The sequence below is a fragment of the Falsiroseomonas sp. HW251 genome, assembly GCF_050563545.1.
Classification (GTDB): domain Bacteria; phylum Pseudomonadota; class Alphaproteobacteria; order Acetobacterales; family Acetobacteraceae; genus Falsiroseomonas.
Map to the genome: position 1 here is coordinate 108,823 of NZ_JBNXUM010000020.1, position 14,421 is coordinate 123,243.

The 14,421-nt window shown below is 69.1% G+C and carries 17 protein-coding genes and 1 tRNA gene; 5 read left to right on the top strand and 13 right to left on the bottom strand.

Features of this window, described 5'->3' with window-relative positions; translation table 11 throughout:
- Window position 1: 1 nt before the first annotated feature.
- Window positions 2-226: a hypothetical protein gene (locus tag ACLF3M_RS22700; RefSeq protein WP_430659267.1), complete on the bottom strand. Its 225-nt coding sequence runs from the start codon at window positions 224-226 to the stop codon at window positions 2-4.
- 110 nt (window positions 227-336) lie between these two features.
- On the opposite strand from ACLF3M_RS22700, the gene ACLF3M_RS22705 reads away from it, so the two are divergent.
- Window positions 337-669: a DUF1491 family protein gene (locus ACLF3M_RS22705; RefSeq protein ID WP_430659268.1), complete on the top strand. Its 333-nt coding sequence runs from the start codon at window positions 337-339 to the stop codon at window positions 667-669.
- Between the two features lie 10 nt (window positions 670-679).
- On the opposite strand, the gene ACLF3M_RS22710 is transcribed toward ACLF3M_RS22705, so the two are convergent.
- Window positions 680-1,270, bottom strand: a complete 591-nt coding sequence (locus tag ACLF3M_RS22710; protein ID WP_430659269.1) for a TetR/AcrR family transcriptional regulator — start codon at window positions 1,268-1,270, stop codon at window positions 680-682.
- A gap of 122 nt (window positions 1,271-1,392) precedes the next feature.
- Between ACLF3M_RS22710 and ACLF3M_RS22715 the strand changes: the two genes are divergently transcribed.
- Together ACLF3M_RS22715 and ACLF3M_RS22720 are read left to right on the top strand one after the other, a co-directional pair.
- Window positions 1,393-1,983 carry an ester cyclase gene (locus ACLF3M_RS22715; protein ID WP_430659270.1) on the top strand — a complete coding sequence of 197 codons (591 nt, stop codon included), beginning with the start codon at window positions 1,393-1,395 and terminating at the stop codon, window positions 1,981-1,983.
- A gap of 66 nt (window positions 1,984-2,049) precedes the next feature.
- The gene (locus ACLF3M_RS22720; RefSeq protein ID WP_430659271.1) at window positions 2,050-2,694 is read left to right on the top strand and encodes a glutathione S-transferase family protein; all 645 of its coding nucleotides are present in this window, start codon (window positions 2,050-2,052) and stop codon (window positions 2,692-2,694) included.
- Between the two features lie 82 nt (window positions 2,695-2,776).
- Here ACLF3M_RS22720 and ACLF3M_RS22725 read toward each other — a convergent pair whose 3' ends face one another.
- Entirely contained in the window at window positions 2,777-3,112 is a 336-nt protein-coding gene (locus ACLF3M_RS22725) for a GYD domain-containing protein (protein WP_430659272.1), read from the bottom strand.
- A 504-nt stretch (window positions 3,113-3,616) separates the two neighbouring features.
- On the opposite strand from ACLF3M_RS22725, the gene argC reads away from it, so the two are divergent.
- Window positions 3,617-4,594 (top strand): N-acetyl-gamma-glutamyl-phosphate reductase, encoded by a 978-nt coding sequence (gene argC, locus ACLF3M_RS22730; RefSeq protein ID WP_430659273.1) that lies wholly within the window; start codon window positions 3,617-3,619, stop codon window positions 4,592-4,594.
- A gap of 30 nt (window positions 4,595-4,624) precedes the next feature.
- Here the strand turns inward: argC and ACLF3M_RS22735 are convergent.
- Window positions 4,625-4,696: transfer RNA gene (locus ACLF3M_RS22735), tRNA-Cys, on the bottom strand.
- A gap of 95 nt (window positions 4,697-4,791) precedes the next feature.
- Complete coding sequence (locus tag ACLF3M_RS22740) at window positions 4,792-5,610, bottom strand: isocitrate lyase/PEP mutase family protein (protein ID WP_430659274.1); 819 nt, start codon at window positions 5,608-5,610, stop codon at window positions 4,792-4,794.
- A 229-nt stretch (window positions 5,611-5,839) separates the two neighbouring features.
- Here ACLF3M_RS22740 and ACLF3M_RS22745 point away from each other — a divergent pair, with 229 nt between their 5' ends.
- On the top strand, window positions 5,840-6,265 hold the full coding sequence (locus tag ACLF3M_RS22745; RefSeq protein WP_430659275.1) for a CBS domain-containing protein: 426 nt from the start codon (window positions 5,840-5,842) through the stop codon (window positions 6,263-6,265).
- Window positions 6,266-6,414: 149 nt separating this feature from the next.
- Here ACLF3M_RS22745 and upp read toward each other — a convergent pair whose 3' ends face one another.
- From upp to ACLF3M_RS22785, 8 genes are all read right to left on the bottom strand, one after another.
- Window positions 6,415-7,050, bottom strand: a complete 636-nt coding sequence (gene upp / locus ACLF3M_RS22750) for a uracil phosphoribosyltransferase (RefSeq protein WP_430659276.1) — start codon at window positions 7,048-7,050, stop codon at window positions 6,415-6,417.
- Window positions 7,051-7,092: 42 nt separating this feature from the next.
- Window positions 7,093-8,748: a peptidoglycan -binding protein gene (locus ACLF3M_RS22755; RefSeq protein ID WP_430659277.1), complete on the bottom strand. Its 1,656-nt coding sequence runs from the start codon at window positions 8,746-8,748 to the stop codon at window positions 7,093-7,095.
- Between the two features lie 8 nt (window positions 8,749-8,756).
- Complete coding sequence (locus ACLF3M_RS22760; protein ID WP_430659278.1) at window positions 8,757-9,896, bottom strand: flagellar motor protein MotA; 1,140 nt, start codon at window positions 9,894-9,896, stop codon at window positions 8,757-8,759.
- A complete protein-coding gene (locus ACLF3M_RS22765; protein ID WP_430659279.1) occupies window positions 9,893-10,375 on the bottom strand; it encodes a hypothetical protein in 483 nt (160 codons plus the stop codon). Before ACLF3M_RS22765 ends, ACLF3M_RS22760 begins: the two co-directional genes overlap by 4 nt.
- 172 nt (window positions 10,376-10,547) lie before the next feature.
- Entirely contained in the window at window positions 10,548-11,417 is an 870-nt protein-coding gene (locus ACLF3M_RS22770) for an inositol monophosphatase family protein (protein ID WP_430659280.1), read from the bottom strand.
- A gap of 222 nt (window positions 11,418-11,639) precedes the next feature.
- Complete coding sequence (efp, locus tag ACLF3M_RS22775) at window positions 11,640-12,209, bottom strand: elongation factor P (RefSeq protein WP_430659281.1); 570 nt, start codon at window positions 12,207-12,209, stop codon at window positions 11,640-11,642.
- Window positions 12,210-12,230: 21 nt separating this feature from the next.
- Window positions 12,231-12,998: a hypothetical protein gene (locus tag ACLF3M_RS22780; protein WP_430659282.1), complete on the bottom strand. Its 768-nt coding sequence runs from the start codon at window positions 12,996-12,998 to the stop codon at window positions 12,231-12,233.
- Between the two features lie 53 nt (window positions 12,999-13,051).
- Entirely contained in the window at window positions 13,052-14,206 is a 1,155-nt protein-coding gene (locus ACLF3M_RS22785; protein WP_430659283.1) for a ParA family protein, read from the bottom strand.
- Window positions 14,207-14,421 lie beyond the last annotated feature (215 nt).

A 14,421-nucleotide genomic window follows, 5' to 3' on the forward strand; every position in this document is an offset into this window, starting at 1 on the left:
TCTACTTCAGCGGCTGGTGCGCCTTGTCCAGCAGGCGCCCGAACCAGCCCTTCCTCTCCGGCGCCGCCGCCTTCGCCGCAGCTTCCTCCTTCGCGGCCTCCGCAGCCTCCTGCTTCGCGCGCCGTTCCTTCTCCACCAGCCACTTCTCGAGCGTCATGCCCGCCTTGGCGGCGCGCCGCGCCTCATAGGCGCGCTGGCCTTCGGTGAGTTCGCTCGGCTTGGCCATGGCGGGGTCCTCGATGCGCGCAGCTGTCCGGGGCGGGGTGTCGCGCGGCGGCGCGCGCCCGGCAAGACCCCGCCCTTGCATCCCCTCGCCGCGGCGACGAAGTTCCGCACATGGAACCCCGCGTCAAGGCCGGCATCTGGGTGCAGATGGCGATGCGCCTGTCCGACATCAGCGGCCGCCCGGCGGTGGTCATCCGCAAGGGCGACCCGGATGCCGGCGGCATCCTCTGCCTGCTGCGCGGGCGGGAGGGGATCCTCGTCCTCTCCCAGGTGCGTGACGCCGAGGGCCGGCCCGCCTGGCTGCGTGCCGCCGGCGAGCGCCCCGTGGATGACGCCGCGGCCGACGCCTATGTCGAGCGCCAGGTCAAGCGCGATCCCGACCTCTGGGTGCTGGAGTTCGAGGCCCCGGACCTGAAGCCACCGTTCGAGGCCAAGCTGCTTTAAACTCGGCCGCTCACGCCGCCGCCGCGTCCAGCAGCCCTTCCGCCACCCCGACGATCGCGGCCGCCTTCCCGCGCCCGAGCCCGCCCCGGCCCTGCAGCGCCAGGCCCTGCCCGAGATTGGCGAGGAACTGGGCCAGCGCAGCGGCATCCGTCCCGGGGCGGAGCTCGCCATCCCCGACGGCCCGCTCCAGCGCCGCCCGGAAGGACGCCTCGATCGCGGCGTTGTGGCGCTCCGTGATCGCGGTGACCGCCGCGTCGCGGCCGAACTCGACGGTCGAGTTGCAGACCAGGCAGCCCCGGAAATCCGGCGCCGTCACCGCATCCACCCAGGTCCCGAGGACGGAGCGGACATTCGCCAGGCCCGATCCCGGCGCGGCCAGCCTCTCGTGCAGCCAGCGGAACTGCGTCGTGCCGTAGTGGTCGAGCGCCTCGAGGAAGAGCGAGCGCTTGTCGCCGAAGGTATTGTAGAGGCTCTGGCGGCCGATCCCCATCGCGGCCTGCAGCTCGGGCAGGCCGGTGCGCTCGTAGCCGCCGGCCCAGAAGGCGCGCATCGCGTCCTCCAGCGCCTTCCCGCGATCGAATTCCCTGGGCCTGCCGCTCATGGACGTCAGATGCGCTTTCTGGACCGATCGGTCAAGACTCTGCTTGATTATGGATCGATCGGTCCATAATACCGGCGCGACCGGCCCGGCATCCCGCCGCGCCGTCGCCCGGAGAGACCCGAATGCGTCGCACGATCCTGATCGCCCTCGCGCTGCTGGCCGCCGCGCCGGCCGCCGCGCAGCAGCCCCGGCCCGCCGCGCCCGCCGCGCCGGCCGCACGCATGACCGAGCCGCCGTATGCGCCCGGCACCGTCGCCTACAACACCTGGCTGGGCCGCACCTTCTCCGAGGTGCTGCTGAACGAGCGCTCGCAGGAGGAGCGCGTGCGCATCCTCAACCGCATCGTCGCCACCGGCTACATCCAGCACAATCCGCTTGTGCCGCAGGGCAGGCAGGGGCTGATCGACTTCATCCCGGTCATCTACCAGTCCATGCCGGACAGCCGCTTCATCCTCCACGACGTCTTCGCCACGGCCGACCGCGTCGTCACGCGCTGGACCTGGACGGGCACCCTGACCGGCGCGCCCTTCCTCGGCATTCCCGCGCGCGGGCAGCGCGTGGAGTTCGACGTCATCGACGTCTGGGCGGTGCGCGACGGCATGCTTTACGAGCACTGGGACCAGTTCGACTGGCCGCGTGCGCTGATCCAGCTCGGCGTGCAGGGCCTGCCGCAGCCCTTCGTCGACGTGGCGGCGCGGCCGGTCAGCCGCTGACCACGCCGCCGGCCCGGCGCGCGCGCCGGGCCGGCTTCCCGATCCATCCCGACAGGACCCGACCCGATGACCCTCATTGTCCATGGCTGGGGCTTCAGCCCCTATGTCCGCGCCGTCCGCGCCGCGCTGAACGAGAAGGCCGTGCCGCATGAGCACCGCGACATGACGCCCGCCGACCTGGCCGATGCCGGCTTCCGCGCGATCAGCCCCTTCGGCAAGGTGCCGGTGCTGCGGCACGGCGACCTCGCCCTCTCGGAATCCATCGCCATCCTACACTATGTCGAGGAGGCCTTCCCCGGCCCCTCCCTCGTTCCGGGGGAGGCCGCGGCCCGCGCGCGGATGCGCATGCTGCTGCTCGGCGTCTCCTCCTACCTCTATCCCGCGGCGGTGATGGGCGTGTTCTTCCAGGACGCCTATGTCCGCGCCAATGGCGGGACGCCCGACGAGGCGGCGGTGCATGCCGCGGCGGCGCGCACCGCCCCCGTGCTCGATGCGCTCGAGGCGCATTGGGACGGTCCCTGGGCGGTGGGGGAGCATCTCTCGCTCGCCGACCTGCTTGCCCTGCCGATGGTCCAGAACCTCGCGATGACGGCGGAGGGAAGGGGGCTGCTCGCGGCGCGGCCGCGGCTGTCGGCCTGGTTCGACCGCGCCGCGGCGCGGCCGAGCCTTCGCGCGACGGAGCGGCCGATCCCGCTGTTCGGGCTGGCATAGGGGCGGCCCTGGGCTGCGCGCGCCGGTCCGCGGGCGGGGCGAAGCGCCGCGGGCACCGCCCGCGGCTGCCCCGCCCGGTGGGCTACTTGCCCGCGGGCTTGTAGGCCGCGCGCAGCTGCGCCGCCTTCTTGCGGATGCCGACCACCTCCTCCGGTGTCATCAGCCGCATCAGCTTCAGGTTCTGCACCGACCCCGAGCCCGCGATCACGCCGCCGATCGCGGGCGCCAGGCTCGGATCCGGCACGTCGAAGATCAGCAGCGCGCCCGGACCCTCGGCGGCGGTGCTGTAGAGGCTGACGACGCGGCCGCCGGCGGCTTCGAGCAGGTGCTGCACCGCCGAGAGGCGGCTGGTCTCGGGATTGTCCATCAGGCCGTTGATGGCCTGCGGCGTATAGTTGGCCGTGATGCAGAACAGCATGGCGATCGCTCCCTTGCCTTGTTGGCTGCTGCCTGCCGCCCTTGCGGGCGTCGCCCGGCCCGGGCGGCGGGGCAGAGTGTAACCGACCGGGATCGTGGGAGGGTGGACGATCCGTCGGCACCGGCGAAGACCGGCCGACAAGCTCGCCGACGACGGCCTTGTTTCGGCGCGCGACTTCCGGTGTTCCGGTTCGTCTTCACGATGCGCGGCGCGTCGGGGCCCCGGGTGGCGCCCATGCTTCCGTGTTGACATCCCTGCTTTCACAGGCTGAGCTTCGCCGATGTCCGGCCCTCGCCCGAACACCGCCGACCGACGTCGTCGCTGCGATCCCGCGGCGGCGCAGGCGGCCGCGTGCAGGCAGGCTTTCTCCCGGGCGACGGTCCTTCCCTAGGGCGATCCGCACGAGACGGCCTCCGGCCCGCGCTTCCCGACCCCCGCAGCCCTCGGCTCCGGGGGTTTTATTTTGCCCTTCACGCCACCCCACCCCAGCAGCAGGACACCACCATGAGCATCCGCGTCGGCATCGTCGGGATCAGCGGCTTCGGCGGCGGCGAGGCGATGCGCCTGGTCGCGAGCCACCCGGCCTTCGACCTGGTCTACGCCGCGGGCGAGGGCAGCGCCGGCAGCCCGTTGGTGGACCGCTTCCCCGGCGTGCCGGCCAGGCTGGCCGGGCTGGTGATCGAGAAGTGGGATCCCGCGGCCCTGCCGAAGCTCGACCTGCTGTTCGCGTCGCTGCCCACCGGCGCCTCGGCCGAGGCGCTGGCGCGCGTCCCGAAGGACGTGAAGATCGTGGATATCGGCGGCGACCACCGCGACGCCGAGGGCTGGGTCTACGGCCTGGCCGATGTCTGGCCGGACCGGATCGCGGGCCGCGACCGCGTCGCCAATCCCGGCTGCTTCCCGGCCGCGGCGCTGACCGCGCTGGCGCCGCTGCTTTCCGACAGGCTGATCGAGCCCGGCAACATCGTCATCGACGCCAAGACCGGCATCTCCGGTGCCGGCCGCGGCGGCGCCGACAGCCGGTTCGGCTTCGCCGAGAGCAACGAGAACCTGGTGCCCTACGGCCTGCTCGACCACGTCCACATGCCAGAGATGGCCAGGACGATCGAGCGGCTTAGCGGCGGCAGCGCGGCCGGGCTGGTCTTCACGCCGCACCTCGTGCCGATGACCCGCGGTATTCTCGCCACCATCTACTGCCGCGGCCGCGCCACCACGGAGCAGTGCCTGGACGCGGCCCGGCGCTTCTACGCCGGGCGGGCCTTCGTGCGCGTGAGCGACAGGCCGCCGCAGACGAAATGGGCTGCCGGCTCGAACCTCGCCTTCGTCAGCTATGCCGCCGATCCCGGGCGCAACCTGGTGATCGCGATGGGCGTGGTGGACAATCTCGGCAAGGGAGCGGCCGGCCAGGCCGTGCAGAATGCGAACCTGATCTGCGGCCTGCCCGAGACCGCGGGGCTGGAGGTCGCGCCCGTCTGGCCGTGAGACGCTCGCACGACGGGCGCTGCAGGCGAGAGGTAGGCGCGGGAATCGAACCCGCTCATGGCGGTTTTGCAGACCGCAGCGTTCCCACTTCGCCAGCCCACCCGACCGGCGCAACCTACACGTTCCGGCAGCGCCGGCGAAGGGCTGCGAGGATCAGGACCGTCGCGCCGGTCGCGGGTGCCGGCGCAAGCTCGGCTTCAGCCCGCGAAGAGCCGGTCGAGCTCGCCCCCGGGCATCCGGGTGCCGAGCTCGTCGAAGCGGCCCGCCTTCATCGCCGCGACCGCGCGCCCCACCGCGCCCCATGCGACGCCCGCCAGCGCACCGCCGACGCTGACGCGGCGGATGCCGAGCGCGGCGATCGCCTCCATCGTCAGCCCGACGGGTCGGCTGACCAGCAGGTTCACCGGCAGCGGCGAGGCCGTGCGCACCACGGCCTCGATCTGCTCGGGTGTGGCGATGCCGGGGACGTAGAGCACCTCGGCGCCCGCCTCGGCATAGGCGGCGATGCGCCGGAGCGATTCCGCGAGCGGGTCGGGATGGCCGACGAGGAAGCATTCTGCGCGGCCGACCAGCATGGCGCGGCCCGGCGCGGCGTCGCAGGCCGCGCGCGCGGCCCTGATGCGCGCGACCGCGTCTTCCAGCGTGAAGAGAGGCCGCGCGGGATCGCCTGTCGCGTCCTCGACCGAGAGCGCTGCGACGCCGGTGTCGCAGCAACGCGCGACGGCGGCCATCACGCCCTCGGCGTCGCTCCCGTAGCCATGGCCGAAGTCGGCGTTCACCGGCAGGTCGGTGGCGCCGACGATCTCGCTGAGATGCGCCAGCACCGCATCGAGATCCATCGCGCCATCCGCCAGGCCACGCGACCAGGCCGCGCCGCTGCTGGTCGTCGCCAACGCCGCGAAGCCCTGCGAGGCGAGGTACTTCGCCGTGCCCACGTCCCACGGGTTCGGCAGCAGGAAGCAGCCGGCCTCGTGCATCGCGCGAAACGCCTCGCGCCGTTCGGCCACGCCCGTCATCGCGCTCCTCCGCCCTGGTCGCCGCCATTGCAGCCCGGACGCCGGTCGGGGCGCAACCGCTCGCTGCGATGCCGAACCGCCGGACGGCCGCCGCCGCGGCGGAAGGTAATGCTCGCTCCCGCAGGCGCCTCGACCTATGATCCGGGCCCGGTGCGCCGGACGGCGGGCCATGCGACCGCTCGAAGCTTCCCGCGGGGCCCGTCCGAAAAGGCGCCGGGGGAGGCTGACGATGCTGAGCCGACCGGTTTCCGAGATGATACGCGGGCAGGTCCCGCTGACGGCCCCGCCCGGCGCCACGGTGCGCGAGGCGTCGCAACGCATGGCCGAGCGCTATGTCGGCTCCGTGCTGGTGACGGACGAGGCGGGGCGCCTGCTCGGCATCTTCACCGAGCGCGATGCGGTCTGCCGCGTCCTCGCGACATCCAGGGACGCGGATGCGACGACGCTGGCGGAGGTGATGACGACGAAGGTCGCGACCATCCGCCCGCGCGCCACGGCGATGGATGCGCTGCGGATGATGCAGGATGGCGGCTTCCGGCACGTGCCGGTGGTGGAAGCGGACCAGGCGCTCGGCGTCGTCTCCTGGACGGATTTCCGCGGCCGGGAATACGCGCGGCTCGAGGACGAGTCTGCGCTATGGGCGGTGGTGCGATAGCCCCGCCGTCCGGCGACGCGCTGATCCAGCGGGCCGCCTGCAGATCCGCGATCGTCCTGAGTGCGCAGCACGGCAATTGATGCGCACAATGCATCATGCGACCGGCGACGCCCTTGTTGCGCTGCCTCGCCGCAGCGGGTGATGCGCGCCTAACCCTCCGTCCCGAAGCAGCGGTCGCCGGCATCGCCCAGGCCGGGCACGATGAAGCCGCGCTCGTTCAGCTTCACGTCAAGGGCGGCGGTGTAGATCGGCACGTCGGGATGCGCCTCCCGCAGCTTCGCCACTCCTTCGGGCGCGGCGACGACGCAGACGAAGCGGATCGCCGGCGCGCCGGCTTCCTTCACCCGGTTGACCGCGGCGATCGCGCTGCCGCCCGTGGCCAGCATCGGGTCGAACAGGATCGCGCCGCGCGTCGTGACCTCGGGCGGCATGCGCAAGAGATACTGGCTCGGCTTCAGCGTGTGCTCGTCGCGCGCGAGGCCGACATGCCCGACCGGCGCCTCCGGCAGGATCTGCATCCCGCCCTCCATCAGGCCGAGCCCGGCGCGCAGCACGGCCACCAGCACGGGCTCGGGCCCGGCGAGCTTGCGGTGTTCCATCGTGGTCAGCGGCGTCGTGACCTTGGCGATGACGCTGGGCAGGTCCCGCGTCGCCTCGACCGTCAGCATTGCGCCGATCTCCGCCAGCAGGCGGCGGAAGCGGGGCGACGGCGTCGCGGCGTCGCGCAGCTCCGCCATCCGATGGGCGAGCAGGGCGTGATCGACGACGTGCAGGCTGGCGGTCATGGCGGGCGTCCGGCAAGTGGCGCGCCTGTTGTCCAACGGGCGCTAGCGGTCCGTCAAACGCAGCTCGATCCGCCGGTTCCTTGCATAGGCGTCCGGCGTGTCGCGGTCATCGAGCGGCTGGGTGTCGCCGAAGGCGGCCGCGGCGACGCGGTTGGGCGGCAGTCCCTCCGCGATCAGCAGCTGCGCGACGGAGATGGCGCGCGCGGCCGACAATTCCCAGTTGCTGGCGAAGCGGCCGCGGATCGGCGTGCGGTCGGCGTGACCGTCCACCCGCAGCACCCAGTTCAGGTCGGCGGGGAATTGCGAGGACAGCTCGATCAGCACGCGCCCGATCTCGCGGATCTGCTGCGCGCCGGCGGGCGAGAGATCGGCGCTGCCCACGGGAAACAGCACCTCGGACTGGAAGACGAAGCGGTCGCCGACGATGCGCACATCGGCGCGGTCGCCGAGCACGCGACGCAGCCGGCCGAAGAAATCCGAGCGATAGGACTGCAGTTCCTCGACGCGAGCGGCGAGCGCCGCGTTCAGCCGCTGGCCGAGCAGGGCGATCTGCGCCTCGCGCTCCCGCCCCTGGGATTCCGAGCTGTCGAGCGCGGCGTTCAGCCGCGCGATCTCGGCGCGGACGGATTCGAGCTGGCGCGTCAGCAGCGCGACCTGGGCGCGCGCGCTTTCCGACAGCCGCCCGAACTCGCCGGACTGCGCTTCCGCCGCCGCGCGCGCGCGATCGGACTCGGTCGCGCGGGCCTGGGCCTGGGCGACCAGCGCCTCGGCGGCGGCGCGGGCACGGTCGGCCTCGGCGCGCGCGGCTTGCGCCGCCACCCGCTGCTGCTCCTCGGTCCCGGCGCGCGCGATCGCCTGCTGGGCCTGGCGCTCGAGCTGGTCGCGCAGCGCCTCCAGCGCGCGGACCTGGTCGTTGAGGCGCACGATGTCGGAGAGCCGCGCCTCGATCGTCGCGCGGTCGGCCTGCACGGTGCGGTCGAGCCTGACCGCTTCCGCGCGCAGCGAGGCGATGTCGCGCCGCGCGGCTTCCAGCGTCTGCCGCGCGGCATTCAGGTCGCGCGCCAGCGTCTGCGCCTCCGCCTCCCGCGCCTCGCGCTGCGTGCGTTCGTTGTCGAGGTCGCGCCGCGTCGCCTCCAGCGCCGCTGCCTGCGCGGCGAGCTGGCGCTGCGCGTCGGTCAGGTTCGCCGTCGTGCGCGCGGCCTGGCCGCCGACGGCTTCCGTGCGCGCCAGCGCCTCCGCCAGGCGCTGCTCGAGCTCCGCGACGCGCGAGGCGCCGCCGCGGGACGCGGCTTCGAGGTCCGCGATGCGCGCCGCGAGGCGGTCGCGCTCCCCGCGCGTGGTGTCGCGGTCCGCCGCCAGCCGGTCGCGTTCGTCCCGCAGGCCCGCCAGCGCGCGCTGCGCCGTGTCGCGGGCGGTGGTCGCGGCGCGCAGCTCCTCGCTCGTCCGGCCGAGCGAGCCCCTGAGCTCCTCCGCCTGGCCGCGCTCCAGCGCCAGCAGCTCGCCGAGCTCCGCGACCTGGCGGTTCAGCCGGTCCAGCGCGCGGTCGCGCGAGGACAGCGCGACGGAGAGGAACCCCTGCGCCAGCACGAAGACCAGGAGGACGAAGATGAGGACCATGAGCAGCGTGGACAGCGCGTCCACATAGCCCGGCCAGGCCTCGATCCCGCCATGCGATCGCCTGTTTCGCCCGAGCGGCATCTAGGGGCTCACCGCGGCGGCTCTTCCGCCAGCGCGGCGATGGTGCGGCTCAGCACCTTGATCTCGCTCCGGATCTCCGCCGTCGCCTGCATGCGGCCCTGGGTCATCTCCTCCAGGATGCGCGCGAGGTAGAGCTCGAGGTTGCGGATATGCGCGCGGCTCGCGTCGTCCAGCGCGCCCTGGCTGCCGGATTCCGCCAGGCGCTGCAGCACCGGCCCGATCTGCGCCTGCGCCTCCGCCATGCGGCCCATCAGCACCTGGCTCGCGCGCATCTGGTCGGCCAGCACGCTCAGCCGCTCCGTCAGCGTCATCAGCGCCTGGTTCCCCGACGCCCTGCCTTCCTCGCCGCGCGCGAGGGTGCGCTGCAGCTCCTCCATGTTCTCGGCGGACTGCTCCAGCAGCGCCTGGACATAGACGGGCATCGAGCCCTCGCCGTCGCCGCCCAGCGCCCCCGACGACAGCCGCGTCGCCGCCGCCAGCCAGTCCTCGAGCTCGGTGTAGAAGCGGTTCTGCGCCTGGCCCGCCTGCAGGTCGAGGAACCCCAGCACCAGCGCGCCGGCCAGCCCCAGCATGGAGGACGAGAAGGCGATGGACATGCCGCGCAGCGGCTCCGCCAGGCCCGACTTCAGCTGGTTGAAGAGCGCGTTGATGTCGCCCGTGCCGACCGACATGTCGTTGATGACCTGCGCCACGCTGCCGATCGTCAGCAGCAGCCCCCAGAAGGTGCCGAGCAGCCCGAGAAAGATCAGCAGCCCCGTCGCATAGCGCGAGATTTCACGAGTCTCGTCCAGCCGTGACGAGATCCCGTCCAGCACGCTCCGCATCGCCATCGCGGACAGGCTCAGCCGTTCCGACTTCCGGCTCGCCAGCATGGACGCCATCGGCGCGAGCAGCTTCGGCGCGGGCTGCGTCGGCGCGCCCGCCACCGGGTTCCGAAAGGCCTCGATCCACTCGACCTCGCGCGTCAGGGCCAGCACCTGGCGGATGGTCCAGCCGATGCCGAGAAGCAGCACGCCCAGGATCACGCCGTTCAGCATCGGGTTGGCCGCGAAGGCCCGCGCGATCTCGGCGCTCAGCAGCCCGGCGATCACGCCGACCACCGCGAGGAAGGCCAGCATGCGCCAGAGGAAGAGCGTCGGGCTCGTCATCGGGCGGGCCTCTGCGCGGTCTGCACCCCGGGCGGCAGGATGTCAGCGACGTCGATCGCCGCCGTGGTGCGCCCGAGCGCCCGGACATCCACCCGCGTCTCCTCGATCCCGCCCGCGACGAGGGCCTTGCGCACCTCCGTCGCGCGCGCCAGGGCCACGCGCCTGGCGGCGGAGGCATCGTTGGCCGGCCCGCTGACCTGCGCTTCCACCGTCACGCGCCCGGTCCCCGCGGGGATCGCCGCGAGCCGCCGGCCGAGCTCGGCCAGCGTCGGCGCGACGCCGGCGGGGATCGTCGCCTCGTTGGGGCGGAACTGCAGGCGGTAGGCGCCGCGGGGCAGGGGGGACATGCCGGCTGGCAGCGCGAGTGGCGGCGGCGGCGCGCCGCGGCTCTGCGCCGTCGCGGCGGAGGGCGCGAGCGCGACCGGCGCGGCCGAGGGCGCGGCGAGGGCAAGCGCAACGATGACGCGGCGACGTTCCATGACGCGGCAACCTAGTGTCCCGGACGAGTCGGCGCCATGCGCGGTGGCGTTATGCGCAGGCATGTGGCGAGGAAGGGACAGGGGGCGTGCAGCGGCCCCCGCCCGACCCTCCCCGGCACTTCTCCTCCCCCGCTGTTGCGGGGGAGGCCGGGAGGGGGCTTTCGCCCCTCCCTCACTCCCCGCCCTTGCCCCGCGCCGCCTCAGCCGCCGCGATGCCCTCGGCCACGACCTCCCGCAGCTTCGGCTGCAGCGTCGGGTTGCCCGCCACGATCCAGCCGCTGTCGTAGAACCCGTCCCCGCCGAGGTGGTCCGTCACCATCCCGCCGGCCTCCCGCACCAGCACGATGCCGGCGGCCACGTCCCACTTGTTCAGCCCGAGTTCCCAGAACCCCTCGTACCGACCTGCCGCCACCCAGGCCAGGTCGAGCGCCGCCGAGCCGAAGCGCCGCACGCCCGAGACCAGCGGCATCAGCTTCGCCAGCGTCAGCGAGAACTCCACCTTGCGCTGCGTCTTCGCGAAGGGAATGCCCGTCGAGAACAGCGCATTCACCATCTCCCGCCGCCCCGAGACGCGGATGCGCTTGTCGTTGAGGAACGCGCCGGCGCCCTTTTCCGCCCAGAACAGCTCGTTCATCGCGGGGTTGTAGATGCAGCCCGCGACGAGCTCGGTCCGGCCGTCCTCGGTCCGCTTCTCGACCCCGACCGAGACCGCCCATTGCGGGATGCCGTGGAGGAAGTTGGTGGTGCCGTCGAGCGGATCCACGACCCAGCGGTATTCCCACTCCCCCTCGGCCCGGCTCGCAGCCTCTGCGTGGCCGCCTTCCTCGCCGAGGAAGGCCCAGCCCGGCCTCGCCTTGGCCAGTTCCTCCTTCAGCGTCTGTTCCGCGCGGAGGTCCGCCTGGGACACGAAGTCGCCCGGCCCCTTGGAGGAGACCTGGAGGTTCTCGACCTCGCCGAAGTCGCGCAGCAGGCGGCGTCCGGCCTTCTGCACGGCCTGGTGCAGCACGTTCATGGAAGCGGAGATGCGCGGCGAGACGGCCATCGGATCGGGAACCTCGGGGGCGTTGAAAGAGCAAAGGCCGAAGGCATGGCGCCTCCGGCCTTCAAAGACAATGCAGTGGAGCCGCAACCCTCCCCCCTGCGCAACAGCTCCCTCTCCCGCTTGCGGGGGGCCGACGCACTGCGTCGGCGCCGGAGCAGCCGGCTTCAGCCGGCGACGCGGAGGCTGGGTGGGGGTGCGGCGCCGGGCGCTGGCCCTACGGCCTCACCCCTTCGCCCGCTCGTAATACGACCCGTCCTCGGTCTTCACCACGATCTTCTCCCCCGCGGTGATGAAGGGCGGCACCATCGTCTTGACCCCGTTCGACAGCGTCGCCGGCTTGTAGGAGGAGCTCGCCGTCTGCCCCTTCACCACGGGATCGGCCTCCGTCACCTCGAGCACCACCGTCTCCGGGATGTCCATGGAGACGGGCTCGCCTTCGATGAGGCGGACGTTGACGGTCATGTTCTCGACCAGGAAGGGCAGGCGGTCGCCGAGGATGTCCTTGTGGACCTGGGTCTGCTCGTAGGTCGCGGGGTCCATGAGGACGAGCATGTCGCCGTCGGTGTAGGAGAAGGTGAATTCCTTGTCCTCGGTGGTCAGGCGTTCCACGGTATCCGCCGTGCGCCAGCGCTGGTCCTTCTTGGCGCCGGAGCGGACGTTGCGCATCTCGACCTGGATGACGGCCGCGCCCTTGCCGGGGATCATGATGTTCTGCTTGAGGATGGTGTAGCGCTGGCCTTCGAACTCGATGACCATGCCGGCACGCATCTGGTTGGCCTGCATCTTCGCCATGGGGGCGGGTGTCCTAGTCGGTTAAGGGGATCGCTGAGGGCGCGCCGCTGCTTTAGGTGGCTCACGCTCACTGGGGAAGCCCCTTCTCCTCTTCCGCGACTTGGTTGCAGGAGCTTCTTTGGGCGGTGGCTGCGGCACCACCGCGGTTTGCGGCGCCCGCACCGAAACGCCGTCGGCTTCCAGCGATGTGTAGATTGCTTCGATAAGTCTCGATCCAGCGCCCACAATCTTAGCCAGTACCTTGAGTTGCTCGCGGCAAGCCAGATTCTCGCTTGGCTTAGGATAGTTTAGATCGTGTTCAATCTCTCCCCAAACTTCCTCGAAAAGACTGCGAACCTGAATTTCACAGGTAACTGATGCTTCAGGGTTCGGCTTCACCACGTAATGAACGCTCGTATAAAAACTTTCCTTCAGCTCCGTTTTAATTCCAGCTTTCTCAAAAAACGCTTTGTATTCGGGGTCCCAAGTGTATGCTTTCGGGTCTTCGAAAAGGGCCCAGTGTTGGTCCTTCAGATGGTTCTGTATCGCGTTGTGAATTATCGGAAAATCGCGCAGCTTCAGGTGGAGGACGCGCACGCCGCAAAAGTCAGTAATAGAAGAAAAAATATTATCGGGGGTTATTGTTCTTCCTTCGTTAAGTTTTCGCGCAATTTTCTCTCTAAGGTGGTCAGTGTCTTTCTCGCGAAATTTGACTGAGTGAACAACGAATCGAGCGCCCGCATCCATCAAGAGCTCGTTGTTGGGCTGGAAAAAAGAAACCACGTTTTGCATGAAGCCGGCGAAAGCCATGCGATTCCGGCGATACGTGCTAAGCAATGATTCCGTAAGATCATCACCTTGGCTCATATGCGTTCAATCCGGTCGATTACATCCTCGGCAAACGAGGCGTACTGTTGCCTTGTTCGAGTATAGGCGTCGCGATTTATTCTGATCGTGTTCTCATCAGCTTTCGAGAGGCCGCTTAGGCTCGGAAGCTTCCAAATGGGCTGATGATATTTTTGGGCGATATTTGGCAATGTGTTGTGTGTATGCATAACGGCTGTGCCGCCAATCGGCTCGTTGATGTCGTCGTCCGTTAAATGTGCGCGTATCTCTTCAGGAATTGCGCCACGGATAGTTTCTGGTATCTGCTGTGCAAAATGAAAGTGACCGCTTGCAAGATTCCATCTGTTTATAGGTGGGTTCTGCCTGTATGGTCGCGCATTGTAGATCGTGTATCCCAGAAAACGTACGAAGTGCCGCGGAAAAAGCCGTCTGCGAGTAGATGCTTGTAAGCTCAGGATTGTCTCGAACTCAGACTTCCAGCGAGCTAATGCATTGCCGATATTTTTGATTCCGTAAAGAGAGAATTTATCTGGTAGACATGGAATAATGAACCCATCCGTCATGGAAAGAATAACTCTATTCAGCATGCCGAGGCTTGGTGACGTATCAAATATCACAAAATCAAAGTCATATTCTTCAGCGTATCGGGCGGCAATTGTTCTTATCTGAGTGATTGTCCTGATAGCGAGAGGGTCGCCCTTATAGCAATTTGACCAGCGTTCGCCGATTTTGTCCTCATAGGAATGGAGCGTCAGTCTCCCTGGTAGCAGCCAGATGCTGCTTCCAATTCTCACTGGCTGCGGTGTCTCCTCAAAATCTGTGAGTCCATCTTCGGCAGATTTAAGCAAAAAGTGCGTTGATCTCGGTTTAGAGAGGAGTTTGTCTCTATCTTCCAAATCTAAATCTTCGAAAGCTCCAAAATCAGGCATAAACGCATCTTCCGCGTCCCAAATACCGAAAATGCTTCTATCTGACATCGCCAGGATTGTTAGATTGCACTGTGGATCTAGGTCGACAACAAGTACCTTCTTTCCAAGGTCCGCTAAGGCGTGGGCGAAATGAAATGTGAGCGTCGTCTTGCCCACTCCGCCCTTATTGTTGAAGATCGAAATTGAAAACATGCAATACTCGTATGGTTGCCCGGTGGTGGCGCGACGAGCGCCCTCTTCCATCGCGGAAGAGGGTGGCAGTTAGGCTCAGTGAATTCAACCCTGAATAGCATTCAAGCGTGGGCCTGCTCCGCAGTGCTCCGCCCCGAAGCGCCGTAGCTCATGATGCGGGAAGGCCTGTAGGAAACTCGGCAACGACCGGCTTCTTGCGATCGCTTATGTCAGTGACTCCGGCACCGCGGATATCTGCATTTGCCGCTAGACATCTAGCCCAACGA

Bases quoted from the DNA above. Each gene is read 5' to 3' on its own strand.
- ACLF3M_RS22700 (WP_430659267.1), bottom strand. From the start codon at position 226: ATGGCCAAGCCGAGCGAACTCACCGAAGGCCAGCGCGCCTATGAGGCG.
- efp (WP_430659281.1), bottom strand. From the start codon at position 12,209: ATGGCGAAGATGCAGGCCAACCAGATGCGTGCCGGCATGGTCATCGAG.
- ACLF3M_RS22710 (WP_430659269.1), bottom strand. From the start codon at position 1,270: ATGAGCGGCAGGCCCAGGGAATTCGATCGCGGGAAGGCGCTGGAGGAC.
- ACLF3M_RS22725 (WP_430659272.1), bottom strand. From the start codon at position 3,112: ATGCTGTTCTGCATCACGGCCAACTATACGCCGCAGGCCATCAACGGC.
- ACLF3M_RS22705 (WP_430659268.1), top strand. From the start codon at position 337: ATGGAACCCCGCGTCAAGGCCGGCATCTGGGTGCAGATGGCGATGCGC.
- ACLF3M_RS22755 (WP_430659277.1), bottom strand. From the start codon at position 8,748: ATGCCGCTCGGGCGAAACAGGCGATCGCATGGCGGGATCGAGGCCTGG.
- ACLF3M_RS22780 (WP_430659282.1), bottom strand. From the start codon at position 12,998: ATGGCTTTCGCCGGCTTCATGCAAAACGTGGTTTCTTTTTTCCAGCCC.
- ACLF3M_RS22785 (WP_430659283.1), bottom strand. From the start codon at position 14,206: ATGGAAGAGGGCGCTCGTCGCGCCACCACCGGGCAACCATACGAGTAT.
- ACLF3M_RS22770 (WP_430659280.1), bottom strand. From the start codon at position 11,417: ATGGCCGTCTCGCCGCGCATCTCCGCTTCCATGAACGTGCTGCACCAG.
- ACLF3M_RS22720 (WP_430659271.1), top strand. From the start codon at position 2,050: ATGACCCTCATTGTCCATGGCTGGGGCTTCAGCCCCTATGTCCGCGCC.
- ACLF3M_RS22740 (WP_430659274.1), bottom strand. From the start codon at position 5,610: ATGACGGGCGTGGCCGAACGGCGCGAGGCGTTTCGCGCGATGCACGAG.
- ACLF3M_RS22715 (WP_430659270.1), top strand. From the start codon at position 1,393: ATGCGTCGCACGATCCTGATCGCCCTCGCGCTGCTGGCCGCCGCGCCG.
- ACLF3M_RS22760 (WP_430659278.1), bottom strand. From the start codon at position 9,896: ATGACGAGCCCGACGCTCTTCCTCTGGCGCATGCTGGCCTTCCTCGCG.
- upp (WP_430659276.1), bottom strand. From the start codon at position 7,050: ATGACCGCCAGCCTGCACGTCGTCGATCACGCCCTGCTCGCCCATCGG.
- argC (WP_430659273.1), top strand. From the start codon at position 3,617: ATGAGCATCCGCGTCGGCATCGTCGGGATCAGCGGCTTCGGCGGCGGC.
- ACLF3M_RS22745 (WP_430659275.1), top strand. From the start codon at position 5,840: ATGCTGAGCCGACCGGTTTCCGAGATGATACGCGGGCAGGTCCCGCTG.
- ACLF3M_RS22765 (WP_430659279.1), bottom strand. From the start codon at position 10,375: ATGGAACGTCGCCGCGTCATCGTTGCGCTTGCCCTCGCCGCGCCCTCG.